This window comes from Tsuneonella rigui (assembly GCF_003958625.1).
In the GTDB taxonomy this organism is placed as follows: Bacteria; Pseudomonadota; Alphaproteobacteria; order Sphingomonadales; family Sphingomonadaceae; genus Tsuneonella; species Tsuneonella rigui.
In genome coordinates this window covers 1-17,939 of record NZ_RSEL01000027.1, presented here as the reverse complement: position 1 = coordinate 17,939, position 17,939 = coordinate 1, and the positions used below count along the sequence as shown (strand labels likewise).

10 protein-coding genes and 1 tRNA gene are annotated in these 17,939 nt (G+C 66.3%); 5 read left to right on the top strand and 6 right to left on the bottom strand.

Annotated elements, in window-relative coordinates; all coding sequences use genetic code 11:
• Positions 1–168 precede the first annotated feature (168 nt).
• On the bottom strand, positions 169–2,307 hold the full coding sequence (locus ELY12_RS11430) for a PQQ-dependent dehydrogenase, methanol/ethanol family (RefSeq protein WP_164549492.1): 2,139 nt from the start codon (positions 2,305–2,307) through the stop codon (positions 169–171).
• A gap of 143 nt (positions 2,308–2,450) precedes the next feature.
• Here ELY12_RS11430 and ELY12_RS11425 point away from each other — a divergent pair, with 143 nt between their 5' ends.
• Positions 2,451–3,308: a dienelactone hydrolase family protein gene (locus ELY12_RS11425; protein ID WP_126176842.1), complete on the top strand. Its 858-nt coding sequence runs from the start codon at positions 2,451–2,453 to the stop codon at positions 3,306–3,308.
• On the opposite strand, the gene ELY12_RS11420 is transcribed toward ELY12_RS11425, so the two are convergent.
• A complete protein-coding gene (locus tag ELY12_RS11420; RefSeq protein WP_126176841.1) occupies positions 3,305–4,294 on the bottom strand; it encodes an aldo/keto reductase in 990 nt (329 codons plus the stop codon). The genes ELY12_RS11425 and ELY12_RS11420 overlap by 4 nt on opposite strands.
• Positions 4,295–4,593: 299 nt before the next feature.
• Positions 4,594–6,687, bottom strand: coding sequence for a TonB-dependent receptor plug domain-containing protein (locus tag ELY12_RS11415; RefSeq protein WP_126176840.1), 2,094 nt, complete (start codon positions 6,685–6,687; stop codon positions 4,594–4,596).
• 439 nt (positions 6,688–7,126) lie between these two features.
• On the opposite strand from ELY12_RS11415, the gene ELY12_RS11410 reads away from it, so the two are divergent.
• Together ELY12_RS11410 and ELY12_RS11405 are read left to right on the top strand one after the other, a co-directional pair.
• A complete protein-coding gene (locus ELY12_RS11410) occupies positions 7,127–8,131 on the top strand; it encodes an SPFH domain-containing protein (RefSeq protein ID WP_126176839.1) in 1,005 nt (334 codons plus the stop codon).
• Positions 8,131–8,616 carry an NfeD family protein gene (locus ELY12_RS11405; RefSeq protein ID WP_126176838.1) on the top strand — a complete coding sequence of 162 codons (486 nt, stop codon included), beginning with the start codon at positions 8,131–8,133 and terminating at the stop codon, positions 8,614–8,616. Before ELY12_RS11410 ends, ELY12_RS11405 begins: the two co-directional genes overlap by 1 nt.
• Here the strand turns inward: ELY12_RS11405 and ELY12_RS11400 are convergent.
• A complete protein-coding gene (locus ELY12_RS11400) occupies positions 8,613–9,557 on the bottom strand; it encodes an NAD(P)H-binding protein (RefSeq protein WP_126176837.1) in 945 nt (314 codons plus the stop codon). The genes ELY12_RS11405 and ELY12_RS11400 overlap by 4 nt on opposite strands.
• 148 nt (positions 9,558–9,705) lie before the next feature.
• Between ELY12_RS11400 and ELY12_RS11395 the strand changes: the two genes are divergently transcribed.
• A tRNA-Leu gene (locus tag ELY12_RS11395) sits at positions 9,706–9,792 on the top strand.
• Positions 9,793–10,385: 593 nt separating this feature from the next.
• On the top strand, positions 10,386–12,074 hold the full coding sequence (locus tag ELY12_RS11385; RefSeq protein WP_126176835.1) for a tetratricopeptide repeat protein: 1,689 nt from the start codon (positions 10,386–10,388) through the stop codon (positions 12,072–12,074).
• Between the two features lie 86 nt (positions 12,075–12,160).
• Here ELY12_RS11385 and ELY12_RS11380 read toward each other — a convergent pair whose 3' ends face one another.
• A complete protein-coding gene (locus ELY12_RS11380; RefSeq protein WP_126176834.1) occupies positions 12,161–15,241 on the bottom strand; it encodes a CHAT domain-containing tetratricopeptide repeat protein in 3,081 nt (1,026 codons plus the stop codon).
• Positions 15,238–17,939 (bottom strand): beta strand repeat-containing protein (locus tag ELY12_RS14360; RefSeq protein ID WP_164549491.1); only part of this gene is annotated, 2,702 nt, incomplete at its 5' end. The genes ELY12_RS11380 and ELY12_RS14360, both read right to left, overlap by 4 nt.

Genomic DNA, 17,939 nt, shown 5'->3' with positions numbered 1-17,939 from the left:
CCACGCGCGGGCGGGTGGCCAAATGGTTATTGCTGCTAAGCCCTCTCCCCTTGAGGGAGAGGGTTGGGAGAGGGTCGGCGGCGTGAGCCGCCGCTGGCGCGGCGGTCCCCTCTCCCTCCGCGCCTGACGGCGCTCCTCCCTCTCCCGCAAGGGGAGAGGGCTAAGGAATCAGCGCTTCCCCTCCAGCGCCTTGTCCTCGTTGGCGCGCTTGATCAGGTACTGGCGGATCGCCTCGGCATCGGCCGGGCGCAGCGCGCTGGCGAAGCTGACCATGCCGTTGTGCTGCAATGCCCCGTCGATCACCACCGACTTGATCGTATCGGGATAGCCGATCGCCGCCGAGTGCCGGAGGTCGGGCACCAGCGCGCCGGCGACCGCCGCGTCGCCGTGGCAGACCGAGCAGTAGCGGCCGAACAGGTCGCTGCCGAGCGCGACCTGTTGGGGCGTGCCGGTAAACGGCGGCGGGTCGAGCACCTGTTTCGCCATCGGCTTGACCGCCGGCAGCTTGGCGGTGCCGCCGAGCTTGAACACCAGCAGGCGGCTGATGTTGCGGACCGGGCCCGACTTATCGGCCACCACGCCCGCGGCAAGGTCGTACACGCCGCCCCAGCCGGCGAGGATGGCGACGTACTGCTCGCCATTGATCGAGTAGGTCATCGGCGCGGCGATCACCCCGGTTTGGGTCGGGAAGGACCACAGCTTGCCGCCGCTCTTGGCATTGTAGGCGACAAACTGGCCGGTCGCGGTGCCCTGGAACACGAGGTTGCCGGCGGTCGCCAGCGTGCCGCCATTCCACGGACCGGGATAATCGACCTTCCACGCGGGCGCCTGCTTGACCGGATCCCACGCCAGCAGCGCGCCGGTGGTCGCGGCCTTGGCCGCGGCGCGCGCCTTGGCGTCGGCCGGCACCGCGGTCTTGCCGCTGTCGAGCCCGACCTGGAAGCCGATGTCGCTTTCCTTCCACCCCTGCGCCGCGAGATAGGCCGCGGCGACCTGGTTGGTCGGAATATACACGAGGCCGGTCTGCCGGCTCATGCTCATCGGCTGCCAGGAGTGCGCGCCCATCGCGCTGGGGAGCGAGATGAACGGCTTGCCGGTGACCTCGTAGCGCGCCTCCGGATTGATCGCGGGCTTGCCGGTCTTGGGGTCGATCCCGGTGGTCCAGTTCTGGGTCGCGAAGGGCTTCGCGTTGAGGAACTGCCCGGTCTTGGCGTCGAGGACGTAGAAATAGCCGTTCTTCGGCGCGTGCATCGCGACGTGGCGCTGCTGGCCGCCGATCTCGAGGTCGGCCATGATGATCTGCGCGTTGCTGTCGAAGTCCCACCGGTCCTCGGGCGTCTCCTGGAAGTGCCAGCGATACTGGCCGGTGTCCGCATCGACTGCCACGATCGAGGCGGTGTAGAGCGCGTCCCCCGTGCCGCGATCGATCGCCTTGGGATTCCACGGCTCGGCATTGCCGGTGCCGAACAGGACGAGGTTGGTCTGCGGATCGTAAACGATCGAATCCCACACCGTCCCACCGCCGCCCAGCTTCCACCACTCGCCGCCCCAGGTCTTCGCCGCGGTCTCCATCGCCTTGGCGTTGACGCCGTCCTTGTCGAACCCGTCGGCGGGGTTGCCGGGCACGGTGTTGAAGCGCCACACCTCGTTGCCGGTCTTCCAGTCGTAGGCCGCGATGTAGCCGCGCGCCTTGTACTCCGAGCCGCCGCTGCCGAGCAGGATCAGGCCCTTGGCCGCGCGCGGAGCGCCGGTGATGGTGTAGTTCTTCTGGTCGGGCACCGCGAGCTTAGACCAGGCGACCTTGCCGTCGCTTTGGTTAAGCGCGACCAGCCGCCCGTCGAGGGTGCCGAGATAGACCTTGTCGCCGTAGAGCGCGACACCGCGGTTGACCGCGTCACAGCACGCGCGGACCAGCGTCTCGCGCGGGACTTGCGGATCGTACGACCACTTGAGCTGGCCGGTCACCGCGTCGAACGCATAGACCTTGCTCCACGCGCTGGTGACGTAGAGCACGCCGTTGTGCATCAGCGGGGTCGCTTCCTGCCCGCGCGCGGTGTCGAGGTCGAAGAACCACGACAGGCCAAGCTTGCCGACCGAGCTTTCGTCGATCTGGGTCAGCGGGGAGAAGCGCTGCTCGGCGTAGTCGCGGCCGTAGGTCAGCCACTCCTCGCCCGCGGCGGCGGCGATCATCGCGTCGGTGACGCCTTCGGTCGGGGGAGTGACCTTGGCCGCACTCTCGGCCCCGCCGCTGCCCGAGTTGCACCCCGCCAGCGCCAGGGCCATCGCGAACCCCACGAACCACCGCATCCCAGTCCTCCCGCTTTCCGCGTTGTCCGCGGCTGAGAGACGGTCTTGCATTGCAGGTCCTCGATTGCAACCGGCCTCGCGGCTGGACGCGCGCGGACCGGCTGATAGATTGCGCCGCGACGGGACCATGAGGAGCTGACAGCATGTGCGACGAGACCAATCTTGACGAGTTCGCCAGCAAGGGCCTCAGCCGCCGCGCGTTCGCCGCCACCGGCGCGCTCGCTGGTCTGGCCGCCTGCACCTCAATGGAGAATTCGGGCAGCACCAGCGGCCTGACGGAGAGCATGGTCCAGGTACCCACCGCCGACGGGACGATGGACGCGTTCTTCGTCCACCCCGCCAAGAAGGCGCCCGCGGTGATCCTGTGGCCCGACATCGCGGGCTTGCGCGAAGTGAAGAAGCAGATGGCCCGGCGGCTGGCCGGCGAAGGCTACGCGGTGTTGGTCGCCAACCCGTATTACCGCGACGTCCCCGCGCCGCAGTTCGCGGACTTCGCCGATTTCATGAAGAACAATGGCTTCGAGAAGGTCACGCCGTGGCGTACCAAGGCGACCGCGCCCGCCGCGATCAATCGCGATGCGAAGGCGCTGGTGGCGTGGCTCGACGGCCAGCGGGCGGTCGACACCCGGCGCGGCATCGGCAACCAGGGCTACTGCATGGGCGGGGCCTACACGATCTATTCGGCCGCCGCGGTGCCGGAGCGGGTCAAGGCCGCGGCGAGCTTCCACGGCGGGGGCCTCGCGACCGACAAGGGCGACAGCCCGCACCTGATGCTGCAGCGGGGCCACCATTACCTCATCGCGATCGCGCAGAACGACGATGCCAAGCAGCCCGAGGCGAAGAATATCCTGCGAACAGCAGCCAACAAGATCGGCGCGAATGCGGAGATCGAGGTCTATCCCGCCGACCACGGCTGGTGCGTGCCCGACAGCCCTGTCTACAACGCCGCGCAGGCCGAGCGCGCGTGGGAACGCCTGCTGGCGCTTTACGCGAAGCTCTAGGCGAACTCCTCGGTATCGACGCTCGCCTGCGCTGCGGGTGAATAACGCGGGCCGCTGACGCTCGCCTGGTTGATCAGGGCGTTGGCTTGGTCGAGCACCGCGCTGGGCACGTCGAGCGACAGCGTGGCGAAGTTCTCTTCCAGATGCGCCACGCTGGTCGTGCCGGGGATCACATGCACGTGCGGCCCCTGTGCGAGCACCCACGCCAGCGCCAACTGCGCCGGGGCGACGCCGGCGTCAGCGGCGAGAGCGTCGAAGCGCTCGATCAGCGCAAGGTTCCTGGGCCAGTGATCGGCGTCGAAGCGCGGCATCTTGCGGCGCAAGTCCTTGTCGCCCAGCGTCGAAGGATCGCGCAGCTCTCCGCCCAGCGCGCCGCGCGCCACCGGCGAGAACGCGACGAACGCAATGCCTAGCTCGCGGGTCGTCTCCAGCACTGCGATCTCGGGGTTGCGAGTCCACAGCGAGTATTCGGTCTGCACCGCCGCCATCGGGTACACGGTATGCGCCTCGCGGATGTGGGCGGCGCCCCACTCGGACACGCCGTAAGCGCCGATCTTGCCCGCCTCGATCGCCCGCGCGAGCGCGCCGACCATGTCGGCGACCGGCACCGTGCGGTCGAGCCGGTGCATGTAGAACAGGTCGATGTGATCGGTCTTCAGCCGCGCCAGGCTCTCGTCGAGCGAGGCCAGCATCGCCTCCGGCCGGCAATCGATCCCGCGGCCGGCGCCTTGCACCACGATCCCGGTCTTGCTCGCGAGCAGGAACCGTTCCCTAGCGTGCATGATCGCCTCTCCGAGCAGCGTTTCATTGCGCCCCAGCCCGTAGATGTTCGAGGTATCGAAGTGATCGTAGCCGAGCTCCAGCGCCCGCTCGAGCAGGAGCACCTTGTCCGCGTGCGGCGGCGGGTCGCCATAGGCCCACGACAGATTCATGCAGCCCAGCCCGACGGGATGGACCATGCGGCCGGCGAGTTCGCGCTTCTCCATCCGCCGCGCCCTAGGGTCCAGACCCATAGCTGGCAACGCCCGTGACGGAGCGGATTTCGGTTCGGGGCCAGGAGCGAGGAGGGAGCGATGCAGCGCATCGTGACTGACGAGGGACGCCGCCCTGGGCCGAAATCGGCCCGCCGCTTCGCGGTCGCCCGCAGAGGGCCTGTGGTCGGCCTCGCTTGGCTTGCGCGTAGCGCCGCTACGCGCCGACGCCGCGCTCCTTGCCACAGGCCCTCTGCGGGCGATCCCGGCCATTGCCAGCTATGGGTCTGGACCCTCCAGGCAGCGGCGGCGGATTAGAAGTTGCCGCGCACCGATAGCGTGAAGATCGGCCCGATCAGGCGGTCGCGCGACTCGGTGAAGGAGATCGGCGTTACTCCCCGCAGGCCCGTCCACACCGTCCGCTCGCGCCGCGATCGCGCATTGAGCACGTTGCCCACGTCCGCCCGCACGGTCAGGCCGGCGATGTCCTTGTTCTCGACGAACACATTCGCGAACCACGGGCCTTCCCACGTCTTGTCGACCGAGTTGCTGCGATAGCGCGGCTGCCGGAAATTGTGGCTCGCTTCCGCGCCGAACGCCCAATCGGTTTCGGGCATGTCGTAGCGCAGGGTAGCGAAGAGCTGCCGAGTGACGAACCCGCTCCATTGCCGCTTCTCGCCGGTGAAGGGATCGCGCAGGCGTGAGGTCTGCAGCACCCCGGTCATGTCGAGCTTCAGCCCCTTGAGTCCGGCGGGATCGAACTTGATCGTGCTGGTCGAGACGATCGCCGCCGCCCAGGACTTGGGAATGTTGCCGACCGATTCGCCGCCCGCCACGGGGATCACGTCGACGAAATCCTCGACGTCGCGGTAGACTAGGCGGACCTGCTGCGAACCCCACGGTCCCAGCTTCTTGTTGATCTCGCCCTCGTAGCTCCAGTCCTGTTGCGGCCGCAGTTCATTATTGCCGGCGTTGGCGTTCCCGTCGTTGAGGAAGGCCCGGGCCAGGAAGTTGTAGAAATCGAGCTGCAGGACGCGGCGGCGGATTTTCAGTGCCATGTCGAAGTCGTTGGACGGCTTCCACGCCAGCGATAGCGTGCCCTTGGGCCGGAAGAAGCTGCGGGTCAGGCCATTGGCGCCGGTTTGCGAGATGGTCGAAGTCTCCGCGCCGCCGACGATCTGGAACGACAGCGTATCGGTCAGCTTGCGGCCGAAGCTCAGCATTGCCTCATAGCGGTCTTCTTTCACCCCGCCGGTGCCCTCGGGATAGGGAATCTCGATGAACTGGCCGTTCGGATCGAGCGTGAACAGCCCGGATACGTTGTCGAGCGTGTTGTACGCGGCCTCGGCGGAGAGCTGCCAATCGCCGCCGAACATCTTCCAGCTGTACTCGCCGCGCGCGATCGTTTCGCCGAGATTGCCGGTCTGCGTGAAGCGGTCGCCGGTATGGGGGCTGTTGTCGGCAAATTCGGTCCGCGTCTCCTGCAAGTACGGCTCGTGGCTGTAGCGCCTGAGGCCGATCGTCTTCAGCTTGCCCGGGCCAAAGCCGAACTCGTAATCGCCGCCCAGCTCGTAATTCCAGGTATCGTTCCGCTCGATGAACCCGCGCAGGCGGTCCGGCAGCCCAGGCGAGACGCGCAAGCCCAGTTCGTCGTAATGCGAATAGGTGCGCTGGTAATCCGCGTGGCCGTGCGCGACGCTGCCGCCGGCGCCGGTCCAGGTCAGCTTGCCCGACACTTTGGGGGCGTCGTAGTTGCTGGTCCACTCGTCGGAGCGAGTCTCGATGATCGCGCCGCTGCCACCGCGGATCAGCGTCGGTCCGCCCGCGGCGCTGCGGCCGGCGCCGCTGTTGTCGATTCCAGCTTCGTATTCGAGCGCACCGCTGCGCCCGCTGATCGAAACGCTCCCGCGGGTGAACAACGGATCGGCGTAGTGCGCGCGCATCTCCCCGGTCCAGGCGAACTGGCCCGACAGCGAGGAGGACTGGTAAACGATGTTGGCGACCTGCCCGGAAAGGCCGGGGATATCGAGCGTCGCACCATCGACGATTTCGATCCGCTCGACGTTCGCCGCCGGAATGCGGCTGAGGAGGTCGAACAGCGAATCCGACTTGGTCGAGGACCGCTTGCCGTTGAACAGCACGTTGCCCGTTGCCTGGCCCAGGCCCCGCAGCTGCTCGCTTTCGCGGATCTGGAAGCCGGGCACCTGCTGGATCATGTCCGCTGCGGTCTTCGGCGCATAGCGCGCGAAGTCGGCCGGGGTGTAGACTTGGCGGCCGGCAGGCGTCTCGCTCGGCGGAACGATTTCGGTCGCTTGGGGAGGGGGCGCGTCCCTGATCGGTGCGTCCTGCGCTTGTCCCGGCACGGCCATCGCCGCACTGCACAGCAGCGCCGTTGCGGTAAGCTTCATGTCCCCAATCTCCATCGAGCGCGGCTGCGCGCTTCGTCCCCGCCGTGCTGCTAGCGGAGGTGGCGGAGAGTGCGCGGCCGGCTCGACGAGCGCCCGCGCTCGGTCGACGACCGTGTGGGCCATTCGACGAGCGTCTGCGTGGGGTCGACGAGCAGCAAAAAGGCGTTTCCTACATGGACTTAGCCTGCTTCAAACGACGCCTATGGGCGCCTGTCACCTCCATCGTCCCGGCAAGATCACGTGATCGTGTGGCTTTCACCCGACCCGAAAGTCACACGCGCCCGATCGCGGCGACCTTATTCGCCGAGGACCGACCGGCCCAAAGTCACAGAGTTTCGAGGGCCGTTTTGCGTGACACCCTGCCCATGACCGGCGATCCGGTTTTCCTTGCGGGCGGGCCGCCTGCCGCTACGATATCGTTATGTTTGAGGAGTGGGAAATGGGTCTGATACTGATCCTGGTCGTCGCGGTTCTGCTGATCTTCTTGCTGAGTTCGGTGCGCGTGGTGCGGCAGGGCTACGTCTATACGATCGAGCGGTTCGGCAAGTTCACCAAGTCGGCCGCGCCGGGCCTGCACATCATCACGCCTTTCGTGGACCGCGTCGGCCAGAAGGTGAACATGATGGAGCAGGTGCTCGACATCCCGGGCCAGGAGATCATTACCGCCGACAACGCGATGGTCGGAGTCGACGCGGTGGTGTTCTTCCAGGTGCTCGATGCCGGCAAGGCGGCGTACGAAGTCCACAACCTCTACCAGGCGATCAACGCCATCACGACGACCAACCTGCGCACGGTGATGGGCAGCATGGATCTCGACGAGACCTTGTCGAAGCGCGACGAGATCAACGCCCGCCTATTGGGCGTGGTCGATCACGCGACTTCGCCATGGGGCCTCAAGATCACCCGGGTCGAGATCAAGGACATCCGCCCGCCGACCGACATCTCCGAGGCGATGGCGCGGCAGATGAAGGCCGAGCGCCTGAAGCGGGCCGAAATTCTCGAGGCCGAGGGCGAACGCGCCAGCCGCATCCTGCGTGCCGAGGGCGAGAAGCAGTCGGCGATCCTCTCCGCCGAGGGCAAGAAGGAAGCCGCCTTCCGCGATGCCGAGGCGCGCGAGCGCGCAGCCGAGGCCGAGGCGCAGGCGACCCGCGCCGTGAGCGAGGCGATCGCCCAGTCCGGCAACCAGGCGATCAACTACTTCATCGCGCAGGAGTACACCAAGGCGGTCGGCAAGTTCGCCACCTCGCCCAACGCCAAGACCATCCTGTTCCCGGTCGAGGCTACCCAGCTGATCGGTTCACTCGGCGGGATCGGCGAGCTGGTGCGCGAAATCGCCAGGCCTGGGGAGGGCGCTCCGGCCGCGCCGGGTGACGGCGGGGTCCAGCTAGCCAGGCCGCGCCCGCGCGCCGCCGTGCCGCGCACGGGCAACGACGAAAGCGCGTGATGGACTGGTTGACCGATCTCGACGCCGCCTGGGCCTGGATCGGCCTCGGCCTCGTGCTCGCCGGGTTCGAGATGATCGTGCCCGGCGTGTACCTGATCTGGCTGGCGCTCGCGGCCCTGATGACCGGCGCGCTCACTTTCGTGTTCGATCCGGGGGTGTCGCTGCAGGTCGTGAACTTCGTGTTCCTCTCGCTGATCGCGGTCTACACCGCGCGGCGGATGTTCGGCGAGACTCCGATCGAGAGCGACGATCCGCTGATGAACAACCGCATGGGGCGGCTCGTCGGCCAGACTGGCACGGTCGCCGTGGCGATCGAGCACGGGGAGGGCCGGGTGACCCAGGGCGACAGCCAATGGCCCGCGCGCGGTCCCGAGCTTCCCGCCGGCACGCGGGTGCGGATCATCGGTTCGGACGGCGGCACGCTGATCGTCGAGCCGCTGACGCTGCTCAAGGATGAAGGGAACGCTCCGCCGGCCGAGGCTTAGCTCGGGGCGCGCTCGTTGAAGCGGCCGTACCTGCGGTAGCGTGTCATCCAGCGGTCGAGGAACAGCCCAAGCGGGCGCGGCGTAATGCCGAGTTCCTTGAGGCCCGGATGCACGCCTGAGGGCTTGTTGCCCGCTTTGAGCAGGGTCCACTGGTCGCTATTCATGGGGGTGCCGGGCAGCGCGGCGAAAAGGGCCGACAGCGCATCGGGCACTTCGATCAGGCCACGCTTGCGGTTCTGGCTGGCGCAGATGCGGCGGTTGAGCTCGAGCATCGTCACGGCCTCTGGCCCGGCGATTTCGTAAATCTTGCCGCCGTGCTTGGCCGGATCGGACAGCGCCGCCGCGACCGCCTCGGCCGCGTCGTCGACGAACAGCGGCTGCAGCTCGGCTTGCGGCGCGAACACCGGCAGCACCGGGAGGCGCGCGATCAGGCCGGCAAACATCTGCACGAAGCGGTCGTCCTCGCCGAATAGCACGCTCGGCCGCAGGATCGTCGCGGTCGGGAACGCGGCCAGCACCACCGCCTCGCTCTCGGCTTTGGCCCGTGCGTAGTCCGCCGCCGATTCGGCATCGGCTCCGATCGCGCTGACATGCACCAGCGCCTCGCACCCGGCCCGCGCCGCAGCCTGGGCGATGTTCTGCGCGCTGCCGCAGATGGTCCCCATCACGTCGCCGGAGAAGGTGCCAATCAGGTTGACCACGGCATCTGCCCCGGCAACCGCCGCGGCGGCGCTGTCGGCCCGCGTCGCATTGCACCGCGCGAACTGGATCTGCCCGAGCTGCGCGAGCGGCTTGAGCCGATAGGCCTTCTCGGGATGGCGGCTGGCAATCCGCACCCGCGCCCCGCGCCACAGCAGCGCCTGCACCACGTGGTCGCCCAGGAACCCGCTGCCGCCGATCACCGTCACCAGCTTGCCGTTCAGGGGGTCACGTCGTGCCATTGTTCACTCACTCAGGATCGAATTCTGACGAGCGCCCTGCCGCAAACGCCCTTTCGCCGCAACCGCATCGTTGACAAGCTGCGCGTGCCCCCGCTATCGGCCCGCGCCTACCCGACGACCGGCTCTGACGACCGGCCAGTCGACAAGTGCCCAGATGGCGGAATTGGTAGACGCACCGTCTTCAGGTGGCGGCGCTCGCAAGGGCGTGGAGGTTCGAGTCCTCTTCTGGGCACCATTTGTTCTTCGGCGAAGCTCGCCGGCGATTTCCGCACCCTCTGAAATAGCGTAGAAAATCGCCAGCATTGGCGATCGCTGCCTAGGGGACTCGGGGGGCGGCATGTGCCCCCGGCCCATCAGCTTCGGGATGGAGGTCAATTCCCGTTTGTGCGTGAAAATCCGCGCGTGCGTCGCCGTGTGCTGACTCGAAATAGCTGTCAGAAGAGCTCGGCTGATCGGTACTGCCTCCTATTCCCTCATGGCGGCCATTTAGGCGGATTTCCAGACTCTCACCCAAGGGAGGCGCGACATTATTTGTTTAAGAGCGTGCGGTTAAGCGCCGATCTCAGGCTTCCTGCAGACTAAATCGTAGGGACTTGCAGGGGCTCCTGAGAATTAGAGAGTATGAATCAAACCCGACTATCTGATACTTAGGAAACGGATTGAAGACGGTAGTTTGACTCAATCCGACGTCCGCTACCGGGCCGGTAGCCGAAAGCCCGCCTCGGGTGAAAATCACGCAATAGCGGACACTGGCGCCACTTCGGTAATCACGGTTGCGCGCTGCCATCAGTCATGTAGCCTCGAGAGTGGTCGCGCTGGGGAGACGTGATGGCTCTTTCAAAAACTCGCCGCATGCTTTTTGCTGCAGCCTTGTGTGCCGCGCCGGTTCCGACATTGGCGCAAGATGAGCACGCCCATGGCGAAGCGGAGCGCGTAACAGTGGCTGATTGGGCCAGCGGCGCACAGTTGTTCGACGGTTTAGGCGTCTTCCGCCGCCCAATTTCCACTCGGTCCACTGAAGCTCAGCAATATTTCGACCAAGGAATGCGGTTTGTCTGGGCCTTCAACCATGACGAGGCCACCAGGTCCTTTGCTAAGGCGGCCGAGATCGACCCGGCATGCGCGATTTGCTATTGGGGTGTCGCTCTCACGCTCGGCCCGAATTACAACATGCCGGCCATGAGCGAGGCCCGGGCGCAAGCGGGTTGGGAGGCCCTGAGGAGGGCGCGAGACGCGTCGACGGGCGGCTCGCCCGTAGAGCAGGCACTGATTTCGGCGTTGGCGGTCCGGTATGATGGCGCGAAGGCGCTTGATCCGACGAACTTGGGCCCGCGGATGACCTCTTACGTTGAGGCGATGCGCAAGGTCGCGAGCGATTTCCCGGGCGACAATGACGTTCAAACGCTCTTCGCCGAAGCGCTGATGAACACCAATCCCTGGAAGCTTTGGAACGTTGACGGTTCGCCCAACCCCGGAACCCTCGAGATCGTGGCAACCCTTCAGCGGGTTCTGGCGTCTGACGCCAATCACCCCGGCGCCAACCATTACCTCATTCATGCCGTGGAGGCGTCGAAGAATCCCGAAACCGGTCTCGCAGCAGCGGAAGCATTGAAGACTATGATGCCCGCGGCCGGACACTTGGTGCACATGCCTTCGCACATCATGCAGCGCGTCGGCAGATACGAAGAGGCGGCGGAAGCCAACCGCTTGGGGGCGGCCGCAGACGTGGCTTATATCTCCCGCACGGCGCCGCCGGACTATTACCCGATGTACCTCGTGCACAACTACCAGTTCCTCGCCTTTGCAGCCGCGATGGGCGGGCGATCGGAAGAGGCGATATCGGCCAGCCGGGCAGCGCGCGAAGCGATGCCCGACAGCATGCTGCTCGCCATGCCTGGCCTCGATTGGTCGATTGGATACTTGTACGACGTCTTGGTGCGCTTCGGGCGCTGGGATGAGATGCTTCGTGAGCCGGTTCCCAACCCGCAGCTTGCCGGGCTTTCGATCTCGTTCCACCAGAACCGGGCGACCGCTCTCGCAGCCACTGGGAATATCACGGAAGCAGAGCGTGAGTTGGACGCGGCGAAGGCGCTGATCGCCGCTTCGCCCCCTGATGCCGGTCAAGGCATGAATATCGGGCGTTCGCTGTACGAAATCGGTCAACGCAAGGCTGCAGCTCGTCTTGCTTCGGCTTCCGGTGACTCCATTGCAGAGATCGCGCTACTCAAGGATGCTGCAGCGTTGGAAGACGGACTTTCGTACAATGAGCCGGAAGATGTGTTCTTCCCGGTCCGCCACCTGCTCGGCGCTGCCTTGCTCAAAGCCGGTCGGTCGTCCGATGCGGAATCTGTCTTCCGCGAGGACCTGGCGCGTCATCCCAACAACGGGTGGGCGCTGAACGGGCTTGTCCAGGCTCTGAGGGCGCAAAAGCGCGAGTCTGAGGCCGAATTGATCGACAGCGAACGGCAAAAGGCATGGGCAAATGCCGATCGCGAAATCGCGCTATCCGCTTATTGAGGAACCTCAGAAGGCATATTCGAGCAGACCGGCCATGGGCCGGGATCGGTCATGCCGCCTGGTCGCCACAGAGTGGCAGAAGCAGACTACTCCTTTGTCTCGCTGTCGACAGCCGCCCCGAGGCTTTTTGAAGACTTAGTCACAAGGGTTTTTTCGCCATCGCCGACAATAACAAATGCCGCCCAATAGTACGGGTGCGAGGTGTCGGGATCGTCCATCAGACTTTCCTGAGCCAGCTCCAGAGCGCCCGCGATCGGTTCGTCTGGGCGCGCATCGAGTAACCCGCTGATCAGCCGCTTGGTAGCGTCAAAGTCGTCAGGAACCGGCCAATGGCTAGCGATGACCGTGCGTGCTCCCGCGCCCACGAAAGCGCGAACCAGACCATCGAGAGCATAGTTGCCGCCCGTGCTGACACCGGCTTCGCGCGACGCATCGACTGTCGCCATGCCCGCCGTGTTGCACGCCGACAGGATCACTAGATCGGCATTGAGGTTGAGGTCGAAGATCTCCCGGAAGCTCAGCAGCCCGTCCGATCCACTGTCCCCGAAGGAAGTCACTAGGGCCGGACGTGCCGGACACCCGGCCCGAGGTGCCGACACGAGACCGTGGGTGGCGAAGTGCAGGATCTTGTATTCGTCGAGCGACTGATCCGACAGCAGAGCGCTGTCGGTGAATTGCGAACCGGTCAGAACGCCGCTCGACTCGCCTCCGAACTTGGTCTGCGCGAACAGCAATTCGTCGGGCGCGATCGGGTGCTGCCATACCGCGATCGGCCAGTCGCATTCGGTGGCCACGGCACCGAGCGGCCGCTCCGGCAAGGGCGCGTTGTTGCCCAGGCCCAGGTACGCGCGGGTTGCCTGCGACGGCTGTAACTTGCGAATGTCGAGGAAGCCGCGCGGGCTGACCGCGATGGAAACCTTGCGGCCCCGCCCCAACCAGTCGATGCCCGTGAAGTCGTATTCGTCGGCCTTCGGCTGCTTCAAACGGTCCTGATAGGCGGTGATCCCGCGGTCGTCGGTAATCAGCAGGTACGGCGGCAATTGCAGCATCGGCCCGTCGGGCTCGAAGATCAGGTGCTTCAGCCCTTTGATCTCGCTATCGAGCGAGCCGAACAGTTTGACGTATAGCGCGCGGGCTTTGACGACATCGAACGGGTCGATGATCGGTTGACCGCTGACCACGCTGACCACGCTGTCGCGCACGGCCTGAACATCTTTTTCCAGTTCGCCGCGGGTGCCGGGAAGGGGCAGCACGCGCGCCTCGCCATGGGTCGCGAAGAGTCCATAGAGATCGTCGCCAACGACGATCAGCTTGTAATAGCCCTCGCCCGGTTGGAGCGCTGCCTGAAGATCGCCGATGCCGACGGTCTGCGGCGCGAGCACATTGTAGCGCGGGAACGCCGAGAGCTTGGAAGCGAGAGCGGCCTGTTCCTGCTTGAGCGCGGCGAGAGTTTCTTGCGCGATACGCAGATTGTCGAGGTCCGCCGCGGTGGGGCTTGCAATCGCCCGCATCCGCGCAAGGTCTACCTCTTGCCGTGCGATCTCGCGGCTGCGCCCGACCGCGAGGCGGAACAGCGACGAGGCCTCGCCATTGCCTTCCGAAAGTTGCCGCGCGAGAATGGCCTGCGTTTGCGCGACGCCGGGCCGTTCCAGCACTTGCGACGCGTCGAACATCGCTGCGGCGGCGTCGGCCCCGCCCGCGCTGGCGAGCAGCGAGAAGTAAGGGCCCAGGAGCGACCGCAGCGTCGGCCCGGCGTCGGGAATTCCCGGCGCGAGCTCGACCACCTGCTCGTAAAGGGCGCGCGCCCCAGCGACATCGCCACCGCGGCCCAGGAATCCCGCCTTGCGCGCCATAGCGGCCACCAGGGCAGGGGAATTGGGATATGAGGCGTTGATGGCAGCGATAGCGTTGTCGAACGCACTGGCAGCTTCGGCCCGCCGGCCCTGCGCCTCGGCAATCAATGCAAGCTCAATCTGGATTTCGGAACGCAGGAAGCCGGTCGAGGTAACCCGTCCGTCCCGCACGGCGTCGATCTGGTTGGCCGCCGCCGTGAGGAGCGCTGCCGCATCCGCCAACTTGCCCTGCTGGCGGCTGGCGATGCCCTGTAGCATCTGCGCCTGGCCCTCGAGGATTTGTCCCCGCTCGGCCGCGCTCAGGCCGGGGTCGAGACCGGCGATCCGTTGCAGGCCGGAATTTTCGCGGTTGATCTGCGCCGCCAGCGGCGGATTGATCTGTCCCTGGCGAAGCGCCTCCACATCGAAGTCCTCGTCCACCGGAGCGACGGCTTCCGCCAGCACCTTGAGCGCGCGGGTGGACTGCCCCTGGTTCAGCAGATTGATCGCCCGGTAGTTGCGTAGCAGACGCTGGGAAACATCATCGCCGCGCGCGACCTTCGCTGCCGCCTGCGCAAACAGGCGGTCGGCAGCCTGGAAGTTTCCGAGATTGGAAAACTGCAGGCCCTCGTTGGCCAAAGCTTCGGCTTGCCGGGCCGGATTGTCGGCATTGCGAGCGGCAGCGGTATCAAAGAATTCGGCCGACTCCGCGAAGCGGCCGCCGTTGTTGCGCGAATATCCCTCGAGCGCGGCATCGCCCGCTTCGAGCAGGCCCGCCTGGACCCGCGCAAAGGCGGCGGGATCGCTGACTTCGGTCGAAGCGACGCGAATCTCGCCCGGTTCGGGCCGTCCGTTCACGACCGAGGCCAGCGCCAGGCGAAGCGCCGGGTCGTAGCCGGCCAGGCCTTCGACAAGATAAGACACCCCATCGCGCTCGATCGCATAGCGGCGGTAGTCGACGTTCACCTTGGCGTCGCGGCAGGTGACCGTCTCGACCGTGCCGACGCTCGCGAGATCGGTGCGGCCGACTTCTCCGCACGCTAGATCGACTGCGCCGAGTGCGCTGGGCTCGGCCGCCGGAGCGACCAGTCGGCGCACTGCGATAAGACTTCCGATCGCGCCCGCGGCATCGCGGCAACTCAATTTGTAAGCACGATCGAACATGCCGTGGATGCGCGGATCGCCCGGCGAGTTTTGGGCCGTGCACGCGACCCCCGAGGTGCCGACTCGGAATGTAGAGCGCACCGACAGCGGAGTGGCTTGTCCCGCGACGGGAGCACTCAATGCGAGTGCAAGGGCCCCGAGCGCGGCGCCGGAGAACGGACGACCGGTCATTCGCTTTCTCCCTCGGCGATGGTTTCGTCGACGGCAGACCCCAGCAGCGCCGGGTTGCCGGCCCCCGAGACCGGGTCAGCGACGTTGAGGTCGGGATTGAGCTGGCGCGTGTTGATCAGCGGAGCGGGCGGCGCGATCGGCGAATCGTCGGCGTCGTCTGCGTCTTCCTCGTCCTGGCGATCTTCGCTCTCGCTGGCTTCGTCGCCGCCCTCGTCGGCATCCAGGGCCGCCGGCGCGCGCGGTGCGTCGTCGAGTGTCGTCCCGGTCACTATCGTGATCTCGCTCGAGAGCGCCGCGACCGGGTCCGAGGTGATGCTGGTGGCGCACACGCCCGTCAGGAACACGCACCCGTTGAGTTGGCTCGTGCCGCTGAACCCCTCGAACACTGTGGGGTCCGTCGTCTTCAATCCTTGCACGAGATTCGAAGCATCGCGGCCGGTCGCCAGTCCCGTCGCCGTCTGGAACTGGCCGTTGATGACCACTTCGATGCCGTTGGCCGGCGGCGTGGCAGGCAGCACGACATCGGTGTTGTCCAGCGTCGTAAGGAAGCCGGCAGGCGTTCCCGCAGTGCCCGTATTCTGAATGTAGAGGGTCTCCCCGGGGAAGAATTCGATGCCGAGCGCATTGAGCACGCCGTCTGGGCGCGTCACGAGTGAAGGCGAGTTCAGCTCGCTGATATGGTCGGCATATGCCGGGTCGGCACGCAGCTTGGTCAGGATCGCGTCCGTCGCGACGTGGATGTGAGCGGCATCAATGGTGACCAACCCGCCGAGGTTGCTGGAGCCATCGCTCACCTTGATCGACCCATTCGCCGCCTCGATCTCGACCGTGCCCGCGAGCAATCCGAGCTCATTGGTCGCTGCGAAGCCGGTCGCATTCAACGCTCCCGCAACGCGGACGATGCCGCCCGGCGTTTGTGTCAGCCGGTCGCCGGTCGCGAAAAACACCGAGCCGCCCGCCCCGTAAAGCTGGTTGCCGGTGATCGTCAGGTTGCCGATCGTCATGTCGGTTGCCTGCTGCGTGTCGAGGCCGACCACGCCGATCTCGCCCGCCTTGATGCGGCCGAACTCCGCATTATCGAGAGCATAGCCGCTGCCGCTCTGCCCGTCGCCCACGGTGACCCCGGCGGCGTTGCTCGAGGCAAGCTCGATCACGCCGTTGACCGACAGGGCATCGAGCGACCCGGCCGAACCGATCGCAATATCGCCTGAAACGATCTCGATATCGGGCGCGCGCCAGGCGCCGCCGATCGACGCCAGCCCGCCCGCCGACAAGCTGAGGAAGGACTGGGCGTCGATCGCCTGGGCCGAAAGGGCGCCGGTCACTGCCCCGCGTACGGCGCCGGCCTGCAGCGGCCCGCTGAAGGTCGCCGATCCGTTGAGCGCCAGCGGGTCCGCTGGAAGCAGCGACAGCAATCCGCCGGCGGTCTGGAACGGCTGGAAAACGTTGGTCGAACTGGACGCCATGGCGACGCTGCCGAAGTAAATTTGGCCGGTCGCCTGTGTTCCGTTGAGCGCCGATATCGACCCTGTGTTGAGGTTCCCGCCCGATAGCAGCACCACGTCGCGCCCGACGAGATTGCCGGTAGTGATCGACCCGACCGACTGGATGCCGAGATCGCCCGTGCTCTGCATCGTTCCTGCGGTGAGCGGACCGCTCGAAGCGATCGCGATCTTTCCCGCGCCGGGCGTCGTCCCGCCCGAACTCAGGTTGCCGATCGAGGTGGTTCCACCGGACACGAGGAAGATGCCGTTGTCCGAGGTGATCGCCGCAGTCGCCAGGTTCTGCCCCGCGTTGAGCGAGACCAGCCCGGCGTCGATGGTGCCGGTCGTGATCGAACCCACCGCCGACAGATCGAGCGTGCCGCCGAACGTGAGGTCGCCGGTGGACACCGATCTATCGGCATCGAACAAGCCGTCTCCCGCCACGTTGAAGTTGGCGTAGGCGAGGAAATCGAGGGTAGAGGAGATGTCGAAGGCCCCCGCGACGTTGAATGTTCCACGGGTAGTCGGCTGGGTCGGCCCGGCGACGAAGTTGCCGGCCGAGAGGAACAGATCGCCTACTTTGACCGTCGAATTGTCGAGCGTGACAAAGAGGTTGCCGGGCGTCTCGATGCTCAGGCTCCCCGGGATATCGACGGTGCCGTTCGCGATGCTTACGTAACTGGGGAGGGTGCCGGTTGCTGTGTCACCGCTCGCCGAGAGGCTGAGCGAATTGGCCGAAACATCGGCGCCGCTCACTTCGAACTGCACCGCCGAATCGACTACGCTGGCGGCGCCAACGATCGTACCGTCGCCGCCGAACGCTTGGGTCGACCCGAAGATATCTTGCGCGTTGAGGAAACCGCGCTGGGCCGGCTGCTGGAAACGCGAGGTGACCGCCACCGCCACTCCGGTGCCGCCGGCGCCGACAGTCGCGGCGCCGCCGTTGCCCATGTTTGCGCCCGAGCCGCCGTCACCCCCGACTGCGTCAGCGGTCATGAGCACGCTGCCCGTAATCGTTACCTGGGACCCGCGAACGAGAAGCACCGTGCGCCCGGAATTGGCGGCACCGCCGTCGCCGCCGTTCCCGGTGGTCGACGTGCCGACTCCGCCGTCGCCGCCGAAGCCGCCCGAGCCGGTCGCGGTCGCGACCACCGAGGTGAAATTGGTGTTGCCGGTGTTGAGGCTGCCGGTGTCGGGTCCGCTGCGGGTGCCGA